The 22,386-nt window shown below is 29.7% G+C and carries 22 protein-coding genes and 2 tRNA genes; 10 read left to right on the top strand and 14 right to left on the bottom strand.

Features of this window, described 5'->3' with window-relative positions:
* Positions 1 to 306: 306 nt before the first annotated feature.
* The gene (locus tag BLU40_RS02830; protein WP_090119491.1) at positions 307 to 1,623 is read right to left on the bottom strand and encodes an Omp28-related outer membrane protein; all 1,317 of its coding nucleotides are present in this window, start codon (positions 1,621 to 1,623) and stop codon (positions 307 to 309) included.
* A gap of 114 nt (positions 1,624 to 1,737) precedes the next feature.
* Between BLU40_RS02830 and BLU40_RS02825 the strand changes: the two genes are divergently transcribed.
* Together BLU40_RS02825 and BLU40_RS02820 are read left to right on the top strand one after the other, a co-directional pair.
* Complete coding sequence (locus BLU40_RS02825) at positions 1,738 to 2,226, top strand: TlpA family protein disulfide reductase (protein WP_090119488.1); 489 nt, start codon at positions 1,738 to 1,740, stop codon at positions 2,224 to 2,226.
* Positions 2,227 to 2,233: 7 nt separating this feature from the next.
* On the top strand, positions 2,234 to 3,874 hold the full coding sequence (locus BLU40_RS02820; protein ID WP_090119486.1) for a DUF6029 family protein: 1,641 nt from the start codon (positions 2,234 to 2,236) through the stop codon (positions 3,872 to 3,874).
* On the opposite strand, the gene rsmG is transcribed toward BLU40_RS02820, so the two are convergent.
* Positions 3,864 to 4,508, bottom strand: coding sequence for a 16S rRNA (guanine(527)-N(7))-methyltransferase RsmG (gene rsmG, locus BLU40_RS02815; protein WP_090119484.1), 645 nt, complete (start codon positions 4,506 to 4,508; stop codon positions 3,864 to 3,866). The two genes, BLU40_RS02820 and rsmG, sit on opposite strands and share 11 nt — an antisense overlap.
* A gap of 146 nt (positions 4,509 to 4,654) precedes the next feature.
* Here rsmG and BLU40_RS02810 point away from each other — a divergent pair, with 146 nt between their 5' ends.
* Both BLU40_RS02810 and BLU40_RS02805 read left to right on the top strand, forming a co-directional pair.
* Positions 4,655 to 5,755 carry a fatty acid desaturase family protein gene (locus tag BLU40_RS02810; RefSeq protein WP_090119482.1) on the top strand — a complete coding sequence of 367 codons (1,101 nt, stop codon included), beginning with the start codon at positions 4,655 to 4,657 and terminating at the stop codon, positions 5,753 to 5,755.
* 12 nt (positions 5,756 to 5,767) lie between these two features.
* Entirely contained in the window at positions 5,768 to 6,955 is a 1,188-nt protein-coding gene (locus BLU40_RS02805; RefSeq protein ID WP_175454731.1) for a pyridoxal phosphate-dependent aminotransferase, read from the top strand.
* A gap of 65 nt (positions 6,956 to 7,020) precedes the next feature.
* Here BLU40_RS02805 and BLU40_RS02800 read toward each other — a convergent pair whose 3' ends face one another.
* A complete protein-coding gene (locus BLU40_RS02800; RefSeq protein WP_090119480.1) occupies positions 7,021 to 7,764 on the bottom strand; it encodes a DUF2490 domain-containing protein in 744 nt (247 codons plus the stop codon).
* A gap of 222 nt (positions 7,765 to 7,986) precedes the next feature.
* On the opposite strand from BLU40_RS02800, the gene BLU40_RS02795 reads away from it, so the two are divergent.
* The 4 genes from BLU40_RS02795 (at position 7,987) to BLU40_RS02780 (ending at position 11,563) form a co-directional block, all read left to right on the top strand.
* Positions 7,987 to 8,187: a dodecin family protein gene (locus tag BLU40_RS02795; RefSeq protein WP_090119478.1), complete on the top strand. Its 201-nt coding sequence runs from the start codon at positions 7,987 to 7,989 to the stop codon at positions 8,185 to 8,187.
* 153 nt (positions 8,188 to 8,340) lie between these two features.
* Positions 8,341 to 10,386, top strand: a complete 2,046-nt coding sequence (locus BLU40_RS02790; protein ID WP_090119476.1) for a thioredoxin domain-containing protein — start codon at positions 8,341 to 8,343, stop codon at positions 10,384 to 10,386.
* On the top strand, positions 10,387 to 10,743 hold the full coding sequence (locus tag BLU40_RS02785; RefSeq protein ID WP_090119474.1) for a DUF1304 domain-containing protein: 357 nt from the start codon (positions 10,387 to 10,389) through the stop codon (positions 10,741 to 10,743). It begins immediately after the preceding gene.
* A gap of 7 nt (positions 10,744 to 10,750) precedes the next feature.
* On the top strand, positions 10,751 to 11,563 hold the full coding sequence (locus BLU40_RS02780) for a mechanosensitive ion channel family protein (protein WP_090119472.1): 813 nt from the start codon (positions 10,751 to 10,753) through the stop codon (positions 11,561 to 11,563).
* 62 nt (positions 11,564 to 11,625) lie between these two features.
* Here BLU40_RS02780 and tsaB read toward each other — a convergent pair whose 3' ends face one another.
* The 10 genes from tsaB to cyoE form a co-directional block, all read right to left on the bottom strand.
* Positions 11,626 to 12,294 (bottom strand): tRNA (adenosine(37)-N6)-threonylcarbamoyltransferase complex dimerization subunit type 1 TsaB, encoded by a 669-nt coding sequence (gene tsaB / locus BLU40_RS02775; RefSeq protein ID WP_090119470.1) that lies wholly within the window; start codon positions 12,292 to 12,294, stop codon positions 11,626 to 11,628.
* Positions 12,295 to 12,399: 105 nt separating this feature from the next.
* A complete protein-coding gene (locus BLU40_RS02770) occupies positions 12,400 to 13,728 on the bottom strand; it encodes a TolC family protein (protein WP_090119468.1) in 1,329 nt (442 codons plus the stop codon).
* Between the two features lie 135 nt (positions 13,729 to 13,863).
* A complete protein-coding gene (locus BLU40_RS02765; RefSeq protein WP_090119466.1) occupies positions 13,864 to 14,073 on the bottom strand; it encodes a cytochrome c oxidase subunit II in 210 nt (69 codons plus the stop codon).
* Positions 14,073 to 14,591, bottom strand: coding sequence for a DUF420 domain-containing protein (locus BLU40_RS02760; RefSeq protein ID WP_090119464.1), 519 nt, complete (start codon positions 14,589 to 14,591; stop codon positions 14,073 to 14,075). Before BLU40_RS02760 ends, BLU40_RS02765 begins: the two co-directional genes overlap by 1 nt.
* The gene (locus tag BLU40_RS02755) at positions 14,591 to 15,217 is read right to left on the bottom strand and encodes an SCO family protein (protein WP_090119462.1); all 627 of its coding nucleotides are present in this window, start codon (positions 15,215 to 15,217) and stop codon (positions 14,591 to 14,593) included. Before BLU40_RS02755 ends, BLU40_RS02760 begins: the two co-directional genes overlap by 1 nt.
* Positions 15,218 to 15,223: 6 nt before the next feature.
* The gene (locus BLU40_RS02750; RefSeq protein WP_090119460.1) at positions 15,224 to 15,859 is read right to left on the bottom strand and encodes a hypothetical protein; all 636 of its coding nucleotides are present in this window, start codon (positions 15,857 to 15,859) and stop codon (positions 15,224 to 15,226) included.
* 64 nt (positions 15,860 to 15,923) lie between these two features.
* The gene (locus tag BLU40_RS02745; RefSeq protein ID WP_090119458.1) at positions 15,924 to 16,280 is read right to left on the bottom strand and encodes a cytochrome C oxidase subunit IV family protein; all 357 of its coding nucleotides are present in this window, start codon (positions 16,278 to 16,280) and stop codon (positions 15,924 to 15,926) included.
* A 19-nt stretch (positions 16,281 to 16,299) separates the two neighbouring features.
* A complete protein-coding gene (locus tag BLU40_RS02740; protein WP_090119457.1) occupies positions 16,300 to 17,283 on the bottom strand; it encodes a cytochrome c oxidase subunit 3 in 984 nt (327 codons plus the stop codon).
* A gap of 52 nt (positions 17,284 to 17,335) precedes the next feature.
* Positions 17,336 to 17,917, bottom strand: a complete 582-nt coding sequence (locus BLU40_RS02735) for a cytochrome c oxidase subunit 3 (protein WP_090119455.1) — start codon at positions 17,915 to 17,917, stop codon at positions 17,336 to 17,338.
* A gap of 4 nt (positions 17,918 to 17,921) precedes the next feature.
* A complete protein-coding gene (cyoE, locus tag BLU40_RS02730) occupies positions 17,922 to 18,827 on the bottom strand; it encodes a heme o synthase (protein ID WP_090119453.1) in 906 nt (301 codons plus the stop codon).
* Positions 18,828 to 19,005: 178 nt separating this feature from the next.
* Here cyoE and BLU40_RS02725 point away from each other — a divergent pair.
* Together BLU40_RS02725 and BLU40_RS02720 are read left to right on the top strand one after the other, a co-directional pair.
* Positions 19,006 to 19,077, top strand: a tRNA-Gly gene (locus BLU40_RS02725).
* A gap of 22 nt (positions 19,078 to 19,099) precedes the next feature.
* Positions 19,100 to 19,185, top strand: a tRNA-Leu gene (locus BLU40_RS02720).
* Between the two features lie 150 nt (positions 19,186 to 19,335).
* On the opposite strand, the gene BLU40_RS02715 is transcribed toward BLU40_RS02720, so the two are convergent.
* Positions 19,336 to 22,326 (bottom strand): T9SS type A sorting domain-containing protein, encoded by a 2,991-nt coding sequence (locus tag BLU40_RS02715; RefSeq protein ID WP_090119451.1) that lies wholly within the window; start codon positions 22,324 to 22,326, stop codon positions 19,336 to 19,338.
* Positions 22,327 to 22,386: the final 60 nt, after the last annotated feature.

Here is a 22,386-nt window from a genome sequence, read left to right as displayed (position 1 = left end):
AACATACCAATTAACTCTTGAGGGTTATGAATTAAAATTGGAATATGCTGTGGGCATATATAGAAATTACTTTCTTGATAATAAAATTTCGTTACAGGTATCTCAGTACTACTAGCGTTACATACAATACATGTTTTATTTTCTGACATAAATTTCTCTTTAACAATACAAGACAAATTTACCTTTTAATCTTTAAATAAACCCTAACAAATGTCATACTTTTTGCAATTTTCTACGTGATTTGACATAAAAAAAGAGGATATTATAATAATAACACCCTCTTTACTAGAAATAAATATGATTCCTTTAATCGAAATCCTTGTCAATTCCAACAGTTGCATGCTGAACATTTTTAGTATTTCCATTACTATCAACTATAAATGCAACTACACTTAACTTTGTTTTATCTTCAATATTCGAAGTTAAATCTACACTAAAAGTTTTTTGATAAGAATTCTTATCCGAATCAAATTGAGAAGCCTCAATTGCATCACCAAAAATATCAGTAGGCACTTGTCTCAACACATTATCGTGAACAAAGTCTTTTATTACAGCTACACCTCCATAATACTCTGTATAGTTCTGTTGATCATAAACAAGTCCGTTTTCCAAAATATAAACTACTAATTTTTCACCATCTAAAGTTTGATTTTCGTTCAGCACACTAGATCCAATTGTAATATCTAATTTATCACCACTAAGCACAGTTGCAACACTTAATCCTATATTTGTAACCTTTGGCTTGTTAAATGTAGCTAACATATTTGTTATTTGACTAACATTTGAAGGTTCTGGATACGTCCAAGATGTTTTTCTATTAAGCATAGCTGTAGGATAACCAGATAACCCAATATAATCTTCTAAATCTGAAGCAGGATAGTTATATGGATCATGACTACCAGCCGTTGGATCAGTATTTCCTCTATGAATTGCAACCGGGATAGCATCTGAAGTTTCATCTAAAACTAATTCAATTCCCCAAGCAACTCTTGGGCAATAACCACACCATGCTCCTGTATAATCTTCGATTAATACTTTTTGCTTATGGCCAACTAATACACTTAATTCATTACTTGTAATATCATTGTATTTAGCCGTATATTTTTCAATTCCTCTACTAGTAGAAACATAAGAATTACCTGTTATTTCAGTACCATTAACGTAATAGGTTGCTTCATCAGTTAATGTAGAACCATCATTACCTTTAACTGTAAAAGTTACTGTGTCTCCCAAAAGAATTTCATCATTATCAACCTTTAATATTAGTGAAGTTAGTACAGCTGCAGCTTCATTAACTTTTACATTAAGCTTAGAACTTGTTAAACCATTGTAAGTTGCATACGCTTTAAATGTTCCATCTTCTGATGCAGTATATGTGTTCCCTGAAATAGAAACATCATTAAAATAAATAGAACTTTGTGCAGTTACCACATTACCTAAATTGTCTTTTACGCTAAACGTAAATGTTTCACCTATATCAGCTACTGTTTTATCAACCGCAATTGATATGGAAGTTGCTTTATCTTCAACAACATCATCTCCACTACTAGATGAGCTACTACAAGAAAGCATAAAAAAAGGAAGTATCACTAGCATGTACTTCGTAAAAGAATTAAATTTCATATAAATAATTTTTTGAATTTAAGCGAATATAACCAAAACTTAAAACTTAAACGCTATATTTTATTCCAAATTCACAAAAAAACGTTATTTTTGTTGTACATATAACAAACCTCTATGAAAAAAATAATTCTATTAATTACAGTGCTATTAAGCTGTAATTTTTTAAGTTACTCGCAAAATTCATTACCAAATTTATCTCTAAAAACAATTGACGGAAAAACTATTAACCTTGTTGATTTTGGTGAAAAAGACCAAGTTGTAGTTTATTCCTTTTGGGCCACTTGGTGTGTACCTTGTATTAATGAGCTAGATGCTATAAATGATGAATATGAAGATTGGACAGAAGAAACCAACTTTAAACTTATAGCTGTTGCTACTGACAATGCAAGAACTAGCTCTAGAATTAAACCTCTAGTTAATGGTAAAGAATGGGAATACGAAATTCTTTTAGATACAAATCAAGATTTTAAGCGAGCAATAAATGCAAATACTATTCCACATATTATTATTGTAAAAAATAATAAAATCTTATACACTCATTCGGGGTACACTCCTGGCAGTGAAATAGAATTGTATGAAAAAATTAAAGAATTAGCAGAATAAATTTTATATGAAAAAATATTTATTATTAGTGGCTGTTGTTGTTTCTATACAAGTATCAGCACAAGAAAAATGGTTTAGTGGAAGCTTTAATTCAAACTCACAATATTATGTAGATGATTCTAAAACTGGAGATTTTACTGAGGATGATAGATTTAGATCTAATAATTATTTAAAGTTAGATGCCTTATATAAAAACTTTAGTTTTGGTGTTCAAATAGAAGGTTACGTTCCACAAGCTATTTTAAACTTTTCGCCAACTTTTAATAAAGAAATTGGATTAGCAACTTATTTTGCTAATTATAAAAATGAAAAACTTGATATTACAGTTGGACATTTTTACGAGCAATTTGGTAGTGGTTTAGTTTTAAGATCTTGGGAAGATAGAGAACTTGGTATTAACAATGCGCTAATGGGTGGAAAAGTAAATTACACTCCCATAAATGCCATTCAATTAACAGCACTTTACGGAAAACAGCGTAAAGGGTTTGAACTTTCTAATGGAGAAGTTTTTGGTTTAGATTCAGAAATAAACATTACTGATTTATTAAAATCAACAAATTCAACATTAAACATTGGTTTAAGTGCCGTTAGAAGAGTTAATGAAGAAGCAACAAATACAAATCCTAACTTCAACAAAAATACAGATGCTTTTTCTGGAAGACTTAATTTTTCTAAAGGAAATATTTACTCGAACATAGAATATGTGTTTAAAACTGAAGATGCACTAGTTGAATTAGGAACTGTTAACACTAATAAATTAGCTGAAGGAAATGCATTTATTTTTAATACAGGATACTCTAAAAAAGGTTTTGGTATAGATGCTACTTTTAGAAGATTGGAAAACATGAACTTTTATTCAGACCGAGAAGAAGATGGTAACATATACAACCAACAGGTAGTAAATTATTTACCAAGCTTAACAAAACAACACGATTATAGTTTAGCTAACATATATGTTTACCAAGCACAACCAAAACTATCATACAATCCATTAGGTAAAGCGGGTGAAATTGGAACACAAATAGATATTTACTACAACTTAAAAAAAGGTTCTGCTTTAGGTGGTAAATACGGCACTAAACTGGCTTTAAATTATGCAACTTGGTACGGTTTAGATGCTAAATACAATATTGTAGATAGAACTTACTCTTCTGAATTTTTAACTTTTGGTAATAAATATTTTACAGATTTAAACCTTGAAGTGAGAAAAAAATGGTCTAAGCAATGGGCTTCACTTTTTACAATTGGAAATATTTATTATAACAAAAAATATATTGAAGAAACTGTTGGTGATGTTAGAGCCACTACAGTAATGGCGGAAAGCACTTATAAATACGCCCCTAAAAAATCTATTAGAGTTGAAGCACAACATTTATGGACTAAAGACGACAAAAAAAACTGGTTAGCAGGTACACTAGAAGTAAACCTATCGCCTAGAGTTTCGTTTTTTGCTACAGATATGTACAACTATGGTAATGAAACTAAAAAAATACATTACTATAATTTTGGAGGAAGCTTTACAAAAAACAGCACACGTATTGCCTTAAATTATGGTAGACAACGTGGAGGGTTAGTATGTGTTGGTGGTGTTTGTAGATTTGTTCCAGAATCTACAGGTTTTGGACTTGCTTTAAGTACTACTTTTTAGATTTTGAAGGCTTAAATTTTAGTGGAATATGAACTACTTTTTTTGTTTCAAAGAAGTCTTCATCAAAAATATTGGTTAAATCGAATAACTCTGCTTTTGGAAAATTTTGTAGTTCTTCGGTTAAGTCACCACCTTTTAAATACAAAATACCATTTTTTAAATGGTGTTTTTGTTTTTTAGCAACTTTAGTTTTGACCCATTTCATAAAATCATCCATACGAGTTACAGCTCTGCTAACAACAAAATCAAACTCACCTTTCACTTTTTCGGCTCTAATATGTTCGGCTTTTACATTAGTTAAACCTAACGCATTTGCAACCTCATTAACAACTTTTATTTTTTTACCAATTGAATCTACTAAATAAAAATTTACTTCAGGGTAAAGAATAGCTAACGGTATTCCAGGAAAACCACCTCCTGTACCAACATCTAAAATAGAACTGTTTGGCTCAAAAGCTTGTACTTTAGCTATACCCAAAGAATGAAGTACGTGTCTTAGATACAATTCATCAATATCTTTTCTTGAAATTACATTAATTTGAGCGTTCCATTCTGCATATAATTCACCTAATTTAGAGAACTGCTCTATTTGCTCATCGGTTAAATCTGGAAAGTATTTTAAAATTGTTTTCATATTTGTTCTAATGTGATTGCAAAATTAGTATTTCTATAATTAAAATAACATCTTTTGTTAAATTGTTATTTTTTTTATAAAATAGCATTTACTTTATATAATTGGTTATTTTTGACCGTTGTATATATACATATACACCTAAAAATATGACAAACGATAACAACATAAGCTTTTCAAGAATAGATAAAGCTAAATTTTTTAGAACTCTTAACAAGAGGGTTAACACCTACTTTAAAGAAAATAAAATTAAACGTACAGGTAATTGGAAATTATACTCCAAAGCCATTATAATGTTTAGTTTATTTTTAATTCCTTTGGTTCTAATATTAACAGTTCCAATGCCACAATGGGTACTACTTTTACTTACTATAGTAATTGGTATAGGTATGGCTGGTGTAGGTATGAATGTTATGCACGATAGTAACCACGAATCATTTTCCAGTAAAAAATGGGTAAATAAGTTAATGGGAAGCAGTATGTACATACTTGCTGGTAATGTTTACAATTGGAAAGTGCAGCACAACGTTTTACATCATACATTTACCAATATTCAAGGTCATGATGAAGATATTGATGCTGGAAGAATCATTCGATTTTCTAAACATGCAAAATGGATGAATATTCATAAATTTCAAAAGTATTATTCAATTTTTTTATATGGTTTATTAACTATAAACTGGGCAATAACTACCGATTTTAAACAAATGCGTAGGTATTTAAAAAAGAAATTATCTTATGGAGAATTTCCAAATCCAGCTACCGAATGGACTGTTTTAATTATCACAAAAATTGCATATTACTTACTTTGGATAGTTTTACCATTAGCTGTTTTAGATATTGCTTGGTGGAAAGTTTTAATAGGCTTTTTTGTAATGCATTATACTGCAGGAATGATTTTAAGTGTTGTTTTTCAATTAGCACACGTGGTTCCAAAAACAGAAATGCCTTTACCAGATAAAGACGGAAATTTAGAACATACTTGGGCAATTCACCAATTATACACAACTTCTAACTTTGCACCAACAAACAAATTTGTATCTTGGTACACGGGAGGTTTAAATCATCAAGTCGAACATCATATTTTTCCTCATATATCACATATACATTACGGAAAAATTGCCAAAATAGTAAAAGAAACCGCATTAGAATTTAACTTACCTTACAATGAGTATAGGACAATGCGAAAAGCAATATTTGAACATTTCAAACAACTTAAAACGCTAGGAGCAAATCCAGCACACGTATAAAAAACAAACAACATGAGCAACCAACTATCAGACAGAATTAACAACTTACCTGCTTCGGCAACTTTAGCAATGGCCGCTAAAGCACGTGAACTAAAAGGACAAGGAAAAGACATTATTGGTTTAAGTTTAGGTGAACCTGACTTTAACACTCCAGATTTTATTAAAGAAGCTGCTAAACAAGCAATTGACGAGAATTACAATTCTTACAGTCCAGTTGATGGGTACGCAGATTTAAAAGATGCAGTTATTGCAAAATTTAAGCGCGATAATAATTTAGAGTATAAGCCAAGTCAAATTGTAGTTTCAACAGGAGCAAAACAATCTATTGCTAACACATTACAAGTATTATTAAATCCTGGAGATGAAGTTTTATTACCTGCACCATATTGGGTAAGTTATTCTGCTTTAGCTATTTTATCTGAAGCAACATACAAAGAAATTCCATCTTCTATTGATACAGATTTTAAAATTACTCCTGAGCAATTAGAAGCTGCAATTACACCAAAAACTAAATTAATTTTATTCAACTCACCAAATAACCCAAGTGGTACTATTTATAGTGAAGCTGATTATAGAGCACTTGCTGCAGTTTTAGAAAAATATCCAAACATCTACGTATTATCTGATGAAATTTATGAGCACATAAACTACGGAGCTGAAACTTTTAGTTTTGCTGCTATACCAAGTATGTACGATAGAACAATTACTGTAAACGGTGTTGCAAAAGCATTTGCAATGACTGGTTGGAGAATTGGTTATATTGGAGCACCTGAATGGATTGCAAGAGCTTGTAATAAAATGCAAGGACAAATTACTTCTGGAGCCAACTGTATTGCACAACGTGCAACAATTGCAGCATTAGAAGCACCTGTTTCTAAAATTGACTATATGGTTGAAGAATTCCATAAAAGAAGAGACATTGTTTTAGAATTATTAGGTGAAATTGATGGTTTTAAATTAAATGTACCTGAAGGAGCATTTTATGTATTCCCAGATGTTTCTGCTTTCTTTGGAAAAGAATTAAACGGTGTAAAAATTGAAAACGCATCTGACTTTGCGTTATATTTATTAGAGTACGCAAACGTAGCAACTGTAACTGGTGATGCTTTTGGAGCACCTGATTGTATTAGAATTTCTTATGCAGCTTCAGAAGAACAAATTAGAGAAGCTATTAGTAGAATTGCAAAAGCAGTTAGCTAATTAACATATTAAATAAATTAAAAAAAGGCCGAAACAATTGTTTCGGCCTTTTTTTAATTCTTAGATTAGCTCTTCTTAGTTACATCAAAATTATAACTTAGCGTTATATGCATAATATTATTAGACACATATTTGGCTGAATTTTTCCTGAAGTAATACCTTCCATACCCTGCCCAAATTGTAGAATTACTTAACAACTTATAACCTAACAAAGCTTCAAAATTATTTTGGTCAAAATCTGGCTCAGTAATTCCATTAGCAAATCGTATTCTAATTTCGTTAGACAATCTGCCCATAATATGTTTATCATTTTTCAACTTAAATAAATTAGTAGTAGCACGTAATCTATAACGTAAACGATTTACATATTTATTACTTTCAATAACATTTGGAGTAACACTGGTATTAATTAAATCAATAACTCGTTCTTCAAACATTAATCGGTGTCCTATTTTAAATTTTCCAGAAGTGTTTGTTAAACTAATATGTTGAAAAAATCTATTTTCACTTTTATGAATTGAAGAATGAGAAACACCATTTGGATAATACTTATAATACAAATAACCCGCACCAACAGTAACACTATTGTTCAGCTTATAATTTATACTTGGCATAAATAAATAACTTTGTGTTTCTTTCAAAAAACGAACTCTACGTTGCTGGGTTACATTCAAAAAATAAAACTTTTCTGATAGCTTAACTTTATTTATAAATGTTAACCAAGAACCTCGATCTTTTAATATTTCTGTTTGAGACACGGCCTTATTTACTGTTAAAATAAGTAATGCCAATAGCACTATTTTTTTCATTTTATTTCAAAGTGATTAACACTACAAATTTACTTAACTCGTCAGCCTCCATTCTTCATTTTAAGTAATTATTAATAAAACGTTTTAGTAAAACTTCATTTTTACAAATCATTAAAAACCTACTAATTAAGTCTGAAAATATATTTTAATGTTATGATAAATATCATAGATTTTCATTTTTGTTGTATATTTAAGGAATATTAACTTAAAAAATAAAATGTTATGGCAATAATGAAAGTTATTGAAGTTATGGCAAACTCTGACAAAAGTTGGGAAGAAGCTACAAAAAAGGCTATTGCACAAGCAGGAAAAAGTGTAAAAAATATCAAATCAGCTTACGTACAATCACAAAGTGTAGTTGTAAACGACAATAAAGTTGATGAGTTTAGAGTAAATTTAAAAATTACTTTTGAAGTAAAATAGATTTTAAAAATTCTATAAATTAAAATAAAAGCACTTTAATAGAGTGCTTTTTTTATTACAGGTTTAGATTTATACATTTGGTCAATACAACTGCTTATACTTCTATTTTTGCTTATAATACTTATTAGTTGTCAAAACAATCCTTCAAAAAAAATGTCTGCACATAAATTCACCAACAAACTTATAAACGAAACTAGTCCTTACTTACTCCAACACGCACACAATCCAGTAGATTGGTATGCTTGGAATAGTGAAACCCTAGAATTAGCAAAAAAAGAAAACAAATTACTATTAATTTCTGTTGGTTATTCATCTTGTCATTGGTGCCATGTTATGGAACATGAAAGCTTTGAAAACGAAGAAGTAGCTACAGTTATGAATAAAAACTTTATTAATATTAAAGTTGATAGAGAAGAACGCCCAGATATTGATCAAATTTATATGAATGCCGTGCAACTAATAACTGGTAGCGGTGGTTGGCCTTTAAATTGTATTGCATTACCTGATGGAAGACCTTTTTGGGGAGGTACTTATTTCCAAAAAGAACGTTGGATAGGTACACTTCAAAAAATTGCAGAACTTTATAAAGAGTCTCCTGAAAAAATTATTGATTATGCTGAAAAACTAACAGAAGGAGTTAAAAACTCTGACTTAATTACTGCTAATAATAGTGAAGAAAATTTCAGCATAAAAGATTTAAATATAGCTGTTGAAGAATGGGTAAACTATATAGATCTTGATTTAGGAGGAAGAAGCGGAGCTCCAAAATTTCCAATGCCAAATAACTATCTATTTTTATTAAGGTATGCTACCCAAACTAATAATACTGCAATTTTAGATTTTGTAAACACAACCTTAACCAAAATGGCTCTTGGTGGAATTAACGACCAAATTGGTGGTGGTTTTTCAAGATATTCTGTAGATAAAAAATGGCATGTTCCACATTTTGAGAAAATGCTTTATGACAATGGTCAATTAGTAAGCTTATATTCTGAAGCTTACCAAGCAACAAAAAACCCACTTTATAAAGAAACGGTATACAATACATTACAATTTATAGAAGAAGAATTAACAACAACAGAAGGTGCTTTTTATTCGAGCTTAGATGCTGATAGTTTAAATAAAGAAAACAAATTAGAAGAAGGTGCTTTTTATGTGTGGAAATCTTTAGAACTTCAAAAATTACTAAAAGATGACTACTCATTATTTTCAGACTACTATAGCATAAATTACTACGGCTATTGGGAACACGAAAATTATGTTCTAATAAGAAAAGATACAGACAGTGATTTTATAAAAAAACATTCAATTTCTATTGAAGAATTACACAATAAAATTAATTCTTGGAAAAAAATATTACTTAACGAGCGTAACAAAAGAGAAAAACCTAGGTTAGATGATAAATCATTAACATCGTGGAATGCTCTAATGCTAAAAGGATATATTGATGCTTATAAGGTTTTTGGTGAGTCTAAATTTTTAGAAACTGCTTTAAAAAACGCTAAATTCATATACTCTAAACAATTACAAACGGATGGTAATTTAAACCATAATTACAAAAATGGCAAAAGTACTATTAATGGATATCTAGAAGATTACGCCACAGTAATTGACGCTTATATTGCTCTGTATGAAATAACTTTAAATGAGTTTTGGTTAACAACAGCTAAACAATTAACCGATTATTCTTTTGATCATTTTTACGATTCTGAAAAATCTATGTTTTATTTTACATCTAATATAGATGAAAGCTTAATTGCGCGTAAAATGGAAATTGAGGACAATGTAATTTCTTCTTCAAACTCTATTATGGCAACTAATTTATTTAAACTTAGCCACTACTACTCTAACAGCTATTATTTAAAAACTAGCAAACAAATGCTTTCTAATGTTAAAGAGAAAACTATGAAATACGGCTTGGCATATGCTAACTGGCTTTATTTAATGTGTAATTTCTCTGGTAGTTATTATGAAGTTGCAGTTACTGGAGAAAACTCACTAGAAATTATTAAAGAGCTAAACAAAAATTACTTTCCAAATAAGCTTATTGCAGGCAGCACTAAAAAAAGTAGTATTCCATTAATGGAGGGTAGAGATAGCGGTTCTAAAACTTTAATTTACATATGTGTTGATGGTGCATGTAAACTTCCAGAAACAGATATAAACAAAGCTATAGAACAATTAAATATAAATTTATAAATGACTACACTACAAATAATTATTGTTTTGTTTATTGCTTTTGAACATTTCTACTTTATGATTTTAGAAATGTTTTATTGGACAAAACCACAAGGGCTAAAAGCTTTCGGCTTAAAACTAGAAGAAGCAAAAACAACTAAAGTACTAGCACAAAACCAAGGCTTGTATAATGGCTTTTTAGCTGCAGGTTTAGTTTGGGCTGTATTAATTAAAAATCCGTCAGTTGCACTATTTTTTCTAATATGCATTACTATTGCTGGAATTTATGGAGCCTATTCAACCAAAAAAAATAAGATATTTTTAATACAAAGTATTCCAGCTATATTAGGAATAATATTATTTTTGTTTCAAATTTAAATAAACTATGGATTATAAAAAATATTTAGACCTTGCGTCTCAATTTGTACAAGACAATGCATCAAGAGTAATTTTTGCCATTCTAATTTTAATAATTGGATTATGGTTAGTTAAAAAAATTGTAAACATCACAAAAAAAATAATGAATAAAAACGGTGTTGATGTTACACTTCAAAAGTTTTTAGGAGATTTACTTTCTTGGGTATTAAAAATTCTAATATTTATTACTACAATTTCTCAACTTGGAGTTGAAACCACATCATTTGTTGCTATACTTGGTGCTGCTGGTTTAGCTGTTGGATTAGCATTGCAAGGTTCTTTAGCTAATTTTGCTGGTGGTGCATTAATTATGATTTTTAAACCTTTTAAAGTTGGAGACTTAATTGAAGCTCAAGGTGAAATAGGTGCGGTAAAAGAAATTCAAATTTTTGTTACTAAAATTATCTCTCCGGGTAACAAATTAGTTATTATCCCAAATGGAATTTTATCTAATGGAAATATTAAAAACTATACTGAAGAAGGAAAGCTTCGTGTAGACTTAACTATTGGTGTTGGCTATGATGAAGACATAAAACAAACTAAAGAGGTTTTAATGAATGTTATGCTTAACAACTCTAAAGTTTTAAAAGATCCTGCTCCAACAGTTAATGTTTCTGAATTAGCTGATAGCTCTGTAAACTTTGCTGTTAGACCTTGGGCTACACCTGAAAACTACTGGGATGTATATTTTGAAACAACAGAAGCTGTTAAAATAGCATTAGACAAAGCTGGTATTGAAATACCTTATCCACATGCTGTTGAAATAAAAAAAGAAAGTTAATTTTTAAACAGAAACAAACTAATTCAATTATAGTATTTAAACACTACGATTCTTTATAAGAATTACTTTTTTGAAACTGTAGTTACAAAATCTTTTAAATAAAAAGGTTCAAAATAAGCGACATCTTCGATGTCGTTTTTTTTGTACTTATAAAATGACAATTCAGACATTTCATTTGCTGAAGGAAATTTATCATCTATAAAAATAGCATTTTCACTTTTTAGTATTGATTTACATTTTTCTGCTCCATCACCTACAAAGTAAACTTTAGATTCAACTAGATATTCACTAAAAGAATTTTCGTCTATAATTTTAGCGCTAACTTTTTCAACAGTTTTACCATTTTTAAAAATTGCACAATAAACTTCCATTCTTCGAGCATCCAACAAAGGAATTACTACCTTATTTTCAGTTTCAATAGTATTTGCTAAAGCTTCCAACGTATGGATTGAAATTAAAGGTAAGTTTAACGCAAAACAAAGCCCTTTTGCAGCTGAAACTCCAATTCTTAAGCCCGTATAAGAACCAGGACCTTTACTAACAGCTACAGCAGCTAACTGACTTAATTCAATATTACTTTGTTCACATACTTCTTTTATAAATTTATGAAGTTTTTCAGCATGCGAGTATCCTCCATCATTGTATTCTTTTAAAGCAATGGTTTTTCCATTTTCAGCAACACTTACCGAACAGTTTTTTGTTGCAGTTTCAATATTTAATATAAAAGCCAAATCAATATTTATTTAGTTTACAAAGATACTTATTTTGCTGTTTCTATAAAATGAAAACGCCCAACGAAATTTCATTGGGCGTTTTTACTTATTATTTAATTTTTTTTAATCTACAAAAGCTTCTCCGTAATAGAATTTCAACACTTTTGTTTTAAATACGTAATCATATTTTGCTCTAATAATTGCACCTTCAGCAGTAACCAATCTATTTCTAACTTGGTCAAAATCAAAAGATGTCATAGCTCCAAGATTAAAACTTTCTTGCGCATTTTTAAAAGCTTCATTCTGTGCTAATAAAGATTTTTCTGCAGATTCATATGTTTTTGCAGCTGCTTTAGCATCGTAAAATGCTTTTTGAATAGTTTGCTCTAATTCTAATTTTTTACTTTCTAAACCAAATTTAGAAATCTCATAATTTATTAGTTGTCGGTTAACGTTAGATTTAGTTTGACCTCTATTAAAAATAGGAATGTTTAAATTAAATCCTAAACCGTAACCGAAATTATCGTCCATTTGTGTAAAAAATGGTTTATGAAACTGGTTGTTTTTTAAGTCATAACCATAGCCAGAACTTGCATTTGCACTTACAGAAAGCGACGGTAAAAATCCTGCTTTAGCAATTTCTATATTATAATTTGCCGATTCTATAGCTAATTCTGCGTTTTTAATTTCTGGTCTGTTTACAACAGCTTTTTTATAAACATCATTAGGATTGTTATATAACATAGCAACTCCTGGGCTTCCAACTTCTATATTTTCAACATCAAAATTAGCAGGACTTATTTGCAATAACTGCGCTAAATTAAGCAATGCTATATTTAAAGTATTCTCATTTAAAACTACAGATTGTTCATCGGTTGCAGCTTTAGATTGCGCGTTTAACAAATCTCCTTTTGGCTTAGAACCAGCTTCAAATTGAGTTTTAGCAAGTTCTATTTGCTTTTTACTTATTTCATACTGAACTTTTGCTACATTCAAGTTTTCTTTTGCAAATAGTACATTTAAATAGGTATTTACTACATATAAAGAAATATCATCTTGTATTTTTTGCAAACTTAACTTACTAGATTCAACACCTAACTGAGCTTGTTTGTAAGAATTTAAATTTCTATAACCGTTAAAAACAGTAATACCAGAACTCAAGCCAAAGGAGCCTCCGTAAGTACTTGTAGAAACACGATCGTTACTTACAGGATCAAATCCAGACCCAAAATTTAAACTTCCGTTTGTTGAAGCATTTAAATTAGGTAAAAAATTACCTTTAGAACTAATAACATTTTCTTCACTAACAGCAACATTAAGCTCACTTTGCTTTATAGATATGTTATTATCTAATGCATATTTTACGCATTCTTGTAACGTCCATTTCTTATCCTGTGCATTTATACTAACAATAAATAATAATGCTAAAAAAGTAACAATTTTGGTTTTCATTTGAATAGTTGTTGAGTTTAATATCTTATTAATCACTTATAATTCTAACCTTTATTGGCACTTAGAATTTAATGAATCTTGCTATATGACGACTAAAATAATTATTTGTTACACTTATTGTCTCTTATAGAAGTGTTAAAGTTTATTTTTTCTTCGATATTTAATTATAAAGTATAGTAAAGTACCAACCAAAATATACGGAAAAACCATTAAATAAAGTATTCCTGTATTTAACCCTTCAGCTTCTGATGCATTACCACTTTCAACTACAGCCTTACACATAGCGCATTGTGCATTTGCAACTTCAAATAAAAATATAAATGCTATGAGTAATAATCTTTTCATTAATAATAAGGTGAAATCATTACATAAACCACAACTCCGCTCACAGCTACATACAACCATAGCGGGAAAGTAATTTTAGCTATTTTCTTGTGTTTTTCAACATCATTAGTTATACCTCTAACAAAAGTTATTAATACAAAAGGAATTACAGCTATAGATAAAATAATATGAGATATTAAAATTGTAAAATAAACAAACTTAACACCACCTTCTCCTTCAAATTGTGTTGAATTAGAGGTCATATGGTATAGCACATACATAACTAAAAATACTGCTGAAAATCCAATAGCTGTTTTTATTAAATTTTCATGTAGCTTTATTTTTTTATTCTTAACCGCCCAAACTGCAGCAATTAAAATAAATGCAGTTAAACCGTTTATTGTTGCATAAATTGGTGGTAAAAAAACAGGTAATTCTACATCTAATTTTACACCAAATAGTACTGCTACTACTAATGGAATTGCAATTGATAAAATTACAATCCATTTATTGTATTTTGTTGAAGTTGAATTTTCCATTATTCTTTTAAAAGTATTTCTATATCTTCTTTAATCATTTGAATAGATTTATTATCCAAACCATCATAAAAGGCAATTGGGTTTCCTAAATCATCTAGTCTAGATCTTATATTTCCTTTTTTATCTACCAAAGCAAACATTCCTGAATGTTCAAAACCTCCTTCTGCTTCAGCATTTTCACCAGCATACAATGCAATTCCATTATTTGCCAATGTGTAAATTTCTTTTTTATCGCCTGTTAAAAAATTCCAATTCTTTAAAGTTGCTCCGTGATGTTTAGCATAGGCCTTTAATATTTTAGGAGTGTCATATTCTGGATTTATACTAAACGATGCAATACCAAAATCTAAATTTCCATAGAATTTATTTTGAATCTTCACCATATTTTCATTCATTTTTGGGCAAATTGTTGGGCACGTAGTAAAGAAAAACTCTATAACATACACCTTATTATTGTAAAATGAATTTGAAATTTTATTGCCATCTTGATTGGTAAATTCAAACGAAGGAACTTTACCAATTGTTACTAAATTTGGTGTTTTAAATTTATTTACAATTTTTGGGACTGCATAAATTCCAAAAATTAAAATTATAAATGCAACACCAACGTATGAGTATTTTTTCATTTTAAATTATATTTCTCTTTTTCTTCGAGCTTCTTTTTCGGCAGATTTTTTTAATTGATAATAAATAATATCAATATCATCTTTCATTTTGTTTTTAAGCGTCGAAACAGATTTCATATTATAGCCATACAATTTACCACTTTCGGTATCTTCATCGTCTTTTCTTCCTCTTAAACGCAGTTCCATATCAATTATATATGCGTTTTCTGAATATAAATTTTCATTTAAACTATAAGGGGTTTCAAAACTATTAAACAATTCTTTTATTTCAGCTTCAGTTTTATAAACAAAATTCCATTTACTAATATCTGTAAATGCAGAAAGTTCTTCGAAAGTTTCTTTATAATCGTTAGCAGTTCCTGCTGGTAAAATAGCTGTTACTTGAAATAATGGCTTTTGATAATAACGCTTATAAATTGTTTGGTTTAAATTAAACAAACTAGCCTTTGCGGTATTTACATTGCTACCTAAAAAGCAAACAACATTTAAATGTTCTGCAAATGAAGTGCTAGAATTATTAACATTTTGAACTTCTTTAGTTAGTATTGGTAAGTTTGAATATTTATAAATTCCCTTCGACAAAAAAATATAAAATACCAATGGTAAAACAAATAGACTAAATAGTACTAAGAATTTTTTCATACTTCAAATTTAACATAAAAAAAGGTGGTTAAAAACCACCTTTATAAATTATTTTAATTTGTTTTTAGTAATTCCATTTTGTTAGTGGTCCTAATACGTCGTGAATATAACTTCCTTCAATTAAAAGTAAGGTAGCTAAATAACATATTAAAAATACTCCAGTCCAAACTACAGCTCGTCTCATATTCTTTTTCTCATCGACCATATGCATAAAAAACCAAGTAATATAATATGCTTTTACTAAGGTCAATACTAAGAAAATAATATTTAACGGACTTGTACCTAACATTGTTGTTAAGTGTAAAAAATCTGGTTTCCAAATACCAAAAGCTACTTCAACAATTGTAATTAAAGAAAGAATGATAAATACTTTCCAAATTAATTTAGTGTGCGATGTATGTTCCTGTGCGTGTGCTCCCATTTTTTAAATCTTTTTTTAATTAAACTAAGTAGAAGAATGTAAATACAAACACCCAAACCAAATCTACAAAGTGCCAGTATAAACCAACCTTTTCAACCATTTCATAATGTCCTCTTCTTTCATAAGTACCAATAATTACATTGAAAAATATAATTATGTTAATTATAACACCAGACAAAACGTGAAAACCGTGAAAACCTGTAATAAAGAAAAAGAAATCTGCAAACAACGTTCTACCGTACTCGTTAACTTTTAAGTTTGCCCCTTTTACTACTGCTTTTGCTTCACTTAAATAAGCCATTGCATTTTCTCGTGGAACAATAATTTTAGATTTTGTAGCGGCATCAATTTGTTCAGTTCTAATTGTAATTTCTGGATGTGCTTTAAAACCTTCCATAACTTGCGTTAATGAAACAGGTGGCAAAGCAGCTTCTTTTGAAAACCAAATACCTTTATCTTTTGTATGTTGTACTCTTTCTGAATGCGAAGATGCCGCAAAACTTTCTAGAGTAACTTGATGCCCAGAAGCATCTACAAATTGGATTATTTTTCCATCATTTAACTGAACTGCTCCGTACGAACCTTGAATAAAATTTTTCCATTCCCAACCTTGAGAACCTAGAAATATTAAACCACCAATTATTGTTAGAAACATATAAAAAGTAACCTTTCCTTTTTTCATTTGATGCCCAGCATCAACAGCTAATACCATTGTTACTGATGAAAATATTAAAATAAAGGTCATCAATGCCACATAATACATTGGTGCATGTAATCCGTGTAAGAAAGGAAAATGCGTAAATACCTCATCGGCAATTGGCCAAGAATCAATAAATTTAAAACGCATTAATCCGTAAGCAGCTAAGAATCCTGAAAAAGTTAGAGCATCTGATAAAATGAAGAACCACATCATCATTTTTCCGTAACTAGAGCCTAGCGGCTTGTTGTTACCTCCACTCCAGGAGTTACCATTAGCTTTAGTAGTAGCAATAGTTGCTTCCATAAAGTTATATTTGATTTTTAGTTATAGTTGTGCCAAATATATATAATTTTTATTATCTAATAAAATAGAAAAATAAAAATAAGTAAATCCAAAGAATATCTACAAAGTGCCAGAAGATTGCTCCAAGCTCTAAACCAAGATAATCTTTTGATGAATATTTTGCTGCAAAATGTCTAAATAGCACTACTAACAACACAATAACACCTGCAGCTATATGCGCTAAATGCGCCAAAGTAATACCATAAATAAATGAAGATTTAACTGTGCTATCTTTTCCTGCAAATACCAATCCTTCATTATACAATTCACTAAAACCTTCAAATTGATAATAAATAAATCCAACACCTAAGGCTAAAGTTGCTAATAAAAATATAGAAGTTAACTGCCTATTATCTCTTTTAATAAAAAATTTAGCCAAAATAAAAGCTATACTGCTTAAAACAATCAATATAGTACTTGTAAAAAATGCATCAGGCAAATCAAACGACACCCAATCGTGTCTTTTTCTACTTACAACGTATGCACTTGTTAACCCAGCAAACATCATTGTCATACTTATCATAGATACCCATAACATAGGTTTTGCTGACTTTCTTTTAGCTTGCTTGTATTCTTTTTCTAAAGATTCTCTCATTTTTTTAATGTAAAAATTTATCTACAACGTAAATTACTTGTATCAAAGTTATGTATAAAACACTTGACAGCATCAATTGTCTTGCTTCTTTATCAGTTTGATGTTTATATAATTTTACTCCGTAATACAACATTGTACTTCCTAATAAAACTAAAATAACTGCTGTAATAGGGTGAATATAAAAAGCTCCAGTCATTTTTAGTACAGGAATTATTGAAACTATAATTAAACAAACTGTATATATTATAATTTGAATAACTGCTTTTTTATTTTTTTGCCCCATAGGCATTAAATTAAATCCTGCTTTTTTATATTCATCGTATTGTAACCAAGCTATTGCCCAAAAATGAGGGAATTGCCAAAAAAATTGAATTAAAAATAACATTCCTGGCTCAATTGAAAAATCGTTAGTAGCTGCAACCCAACCTAACATAAATGGAATAGCTCCTGGTATTGCTCCAACAAACACAGACAGCGGTGTAACAGCTTTTAATGGCGTGTAGATACTTGTATATAAAAATATTGAAATAGCACCAAATAAAGCACTTTTTGGATTTATACTGTACAATATAGCCAAACCTAACACCGTAAAAGAAACAGCAATTACCAAAGCTGTAGAAACATTCATTCTTTTAGCAGGTAATGGTCTGTTTTTTGTTCGCTTCATTAAAGCGTCTGTATCTTTTTCAATAATTTGATTAAATGCATTTGAAGCTCCAACCATTAAATAACCTCCAATAGCTAAAAGTATTAATATTGAAATTTTAATTTCTTCGGCTCCTAACAAATAACCGGCTAATGATGAAAAAACAACACTAAGTGATAACCCAACTTTTGTAAGTTGTTTAAAATCTCCAAAAACAACCGAAAAATTTGTTTTTTTATGAATAGAATTTGATGTTGACTGCATTAAGTACGTTTATATTTCTGCAAATATATTTTTTTATTACATATTTACAACCTAAAAATTAAGGGATTAGAAAATTCTTTTAAAATTAATTCAAAAAAGTCTTTGTAGTTAATAATTTTCGTTTAAATTTGCACTCGCATTTGGGAATAACAATTGCATCGATCTTTAAAATATGACTGCGAAAGTAGCTCAGGGGTAGAGCATCACCTTGCCAAGGTGAGGGTCGCGGGTTCAAATCCCGTCTTTCGCTCTACAATATATAAAATACCAATGCTCGAGTGGTGGAATTGGTAGACACGCTGGACTTAAAATCCAGTGGACTGTAAGGTCCGTATGGGTTCAAGTCCCATCTCGAGTACAAAAAAAGACTAAACTTAATTGTTTAGTCTTTTTTTTATACCAGTATTTTATTCAAAAAAAATTATATTTAATTTTCTATAAGTATAAAAAAGAGTCGATTAAAATTTTAATCGACTCTTTTAATTTGTTAAAATGCTTTAAATAAAACTTAAAGCTTCATTACTTTTAAATTTACAGACTCTTCGTTTTCTAACTGTAATTTTACAAAATACAATCCTGAAGGATAGGCTTCAATATTAAATTGTAAAACTCCATTATTAATAATTTTACTTTCTTTTACTAAAATTTGTGATTGCGAATTGTAAATTTCTACACTTATATTTTTCTTTTCTGAATTTACAGATATCTGTACAACTCCAGTAGTTGGATTTGGATATGCAGTTATAGTGCTTTGAATTAGCTCACCTTCACAATCTATACTTGACTTTATTTTTACCAAATCACCTTTATTAGTGGCCACTGAAAAAGATTTTGAGTTGGTATTTAAAACAGTCTCATTATTTACAACTACTTCAAAAGGAGCAGTACCTTGCTCAATATTTACAAATATTCGACTCGAAAATGCTTCTGTTTTCCCCGCAATTGAAGTTGCTTCGTCTATTTTCAAGTTATAACATTGCTCCAAATTAGTACTATTATTAGTAATACAAAACTCATAAAAACCTGGAGCTAAATTTTCTAAAGCAGCATCATTTGTAAAATTAACCTCTGTACCATTAAAATTAAGAGTGTAATTATTGGTATTAACTGCTGAAATTTTAATTTTTCCGTTATCTTCATCTGGACAAGCTTCATTTACAGCCTCAATATCAAACTCCTCCACACTTAAAGTTGCATCTACTGCCTCTAATAAATAAACTTTTTCTGGCTCCATTTCAAAAGTTCTACTTAAATTTTCTCCGGTTAATAAATTTGTTAACCCAATAGTTGAACTTCCATTTAAACCAAGCGTTACTGTTGCGGTTTCCTTACCTATATTTACTAATGAAATTATATTTTTTCCATTGACAGCCACTACTCTCCAACTTACTCCTTTTTTACCCAAACTATTAGTTTCAGCTACACTAATTTTTGGCATTCCACCTTTAGATTCTACAACATCTAATGCTGAATTTGCCATACTAGACACCGACGAATTAGAAATTAATACCCCTCCATTATTTGTATTTAAGTAAACATTATGATTTCTACCATACTCATCCATTTTTAAGCTCTCTGAATCCAATATAACAGTTCCGCCGTTATCCAAGTATTGTTGTAAGCTATTTAACTCGCTAAGTGTAACATATTGCGTGTTATTTACCACTATAACATCCCATAAAGAGTTATTTTGTTGTGTAATTATATTTTCTGTAGCAAAACCTAATGATAAACCATTAAAATATAATTCTTCATACAACTCAAACACATCGTCCATATGGTTGGTTTTGTTTAAAGCTGAAGTTTTTGAATGAAAAATTCTTATCGGCTTCCTCATATTTTGTAAAGCTGTAAATTCTTCAGCAAAAGCATTTATATCAAGCATTGTTGAAGCAACTTCATTAACTATTCTAGGCTGCTGATTATTAGAACCTGCATAACTTTTTCCTGAATTATTTCTTATTGAACCATCTTCTCTTCTAGACCAAAACCAAGTTTGAATTACATTTAAACCGTGTATATGCGCCAACCAATATGTCATTCTCGCATAAGAAGGCTTTTGATATAAATCTCTAAATTTAGTAGTTGAAAGAAAATGGCCTTCTGAATTATAGTTTATTTTATTTGGACTTATAGATTTAAAAAAATCGTATGACATTGCTAACTCTCTCCATTCAAAATTGTAGCGACTTTCCCATTCTTCAACAGAACCCCACATATAACTATTATGGCTACCAGCATCGTTACCAATTATTTCACTTTGCATTGTTAACGCTTCAAAATCTAAACCGTGATCTCTACCATTACCCGACCACATTTTTGGTATTAATTTTAAATGTGTTTTAGCCAACGGATCGTGTTCTTGAATTTTGGACCTTAAAAAACTATACCATTCCGTAACTCTATTCATATTAAACAGTTGCCAATCGTACCACATTGGTGTTCCTCGTAGCGATATTTCAATTGGAATTTCAATTGTAACCTCATTAAAACTAGCAAAACTAGTTTCCCATAACATATTTAATTCTGAAATTGATGTGTGTTTATTTTCTAACCAAATTTTAAACTTATCGATAGTATAATTAGAAACTGGTCCAGATGCCCAAACATCTTTTGTACCATCTTTTGTAGTAATAAAATGAGGTTCATTAACTAACATATAACCAAGTTCGGTATACTTTTTACCAGCCATAAGCGGTACAGTGGCACCTAACAAATGGCTTTGCAGTTCTCTTGCTCCAGGATTATCTATATCATAAGCGGTAAACGTATCTTCTCGCATTTTAAAACCAGGCCCATAGGTAGTTTCTGCCCAATCAGGTACATTTTTATGATTTAAAAATATACTTCCAAAAGCTACATTATCTGTTTTACCTTGAATTTCAGCAATTAAATCACCTTTAATTGCTCCACTTGAATTAGTAACATCTGTAGGGGTTATAAAAACACCATCTTTATTACCATAAAACTCCGTTAACTCTTCAATTCGTGGTTTCCAAGTATAGTCTTCTAAAAATACGGGCTTTCCTTGAAACATTATTTTATTTCCACTTATTGATACTTGCGACCAATCAATTTTGGGGCTAGCTTTTCGGGTTACTTCACCATTAATTAGCTTGGTTATATTTAAAATGGCTTCGTCTAGCATTAATATGATTTCGTTTCTTTCAAAATCTGGTAAATCTTCAGCCATTTGAGCCGCATTATCTTTATAAATATGAACCAGAGAAAAATACTCTGTATTTGTTGCTACATTTTCTTCATCCCAATTAGCGTACTTTAAAAAAACCTCAGCTGTTCTAATTGTTGCTTCTTCTTTTAAAACATCAATCCCCTTAGTTTCTGCCTGAGCTATAAGATTTTTTAACTCTGTAATTTTAGTATTTGCCGTTTCTTCTAACTGAGCAAACACAGGAACTACATCCAAAAAACTAAACAGTATAAACACTGTTAAAATTTTATTTTTTTTCAGCATCTTATTCAAACCTAAACTTCTCATTAACTATATTTTAAATTTTCAACAATGTAAAAATGCTTCAATAAAACAAAACATTTGTTT

It is taken from the genome of Lutibacter oricola (genome assembly GCF_900106565.1).
Classification (GTDB): Bacteria; Bacteroidota; Bacteroidia; order Flavobacteriales; family Flavobacteriaceae; genus Lutibacter; species Lutibacter oricola.
This window is presented reverse-complemented; position numbering and strand designations above follow the sequence as displayed.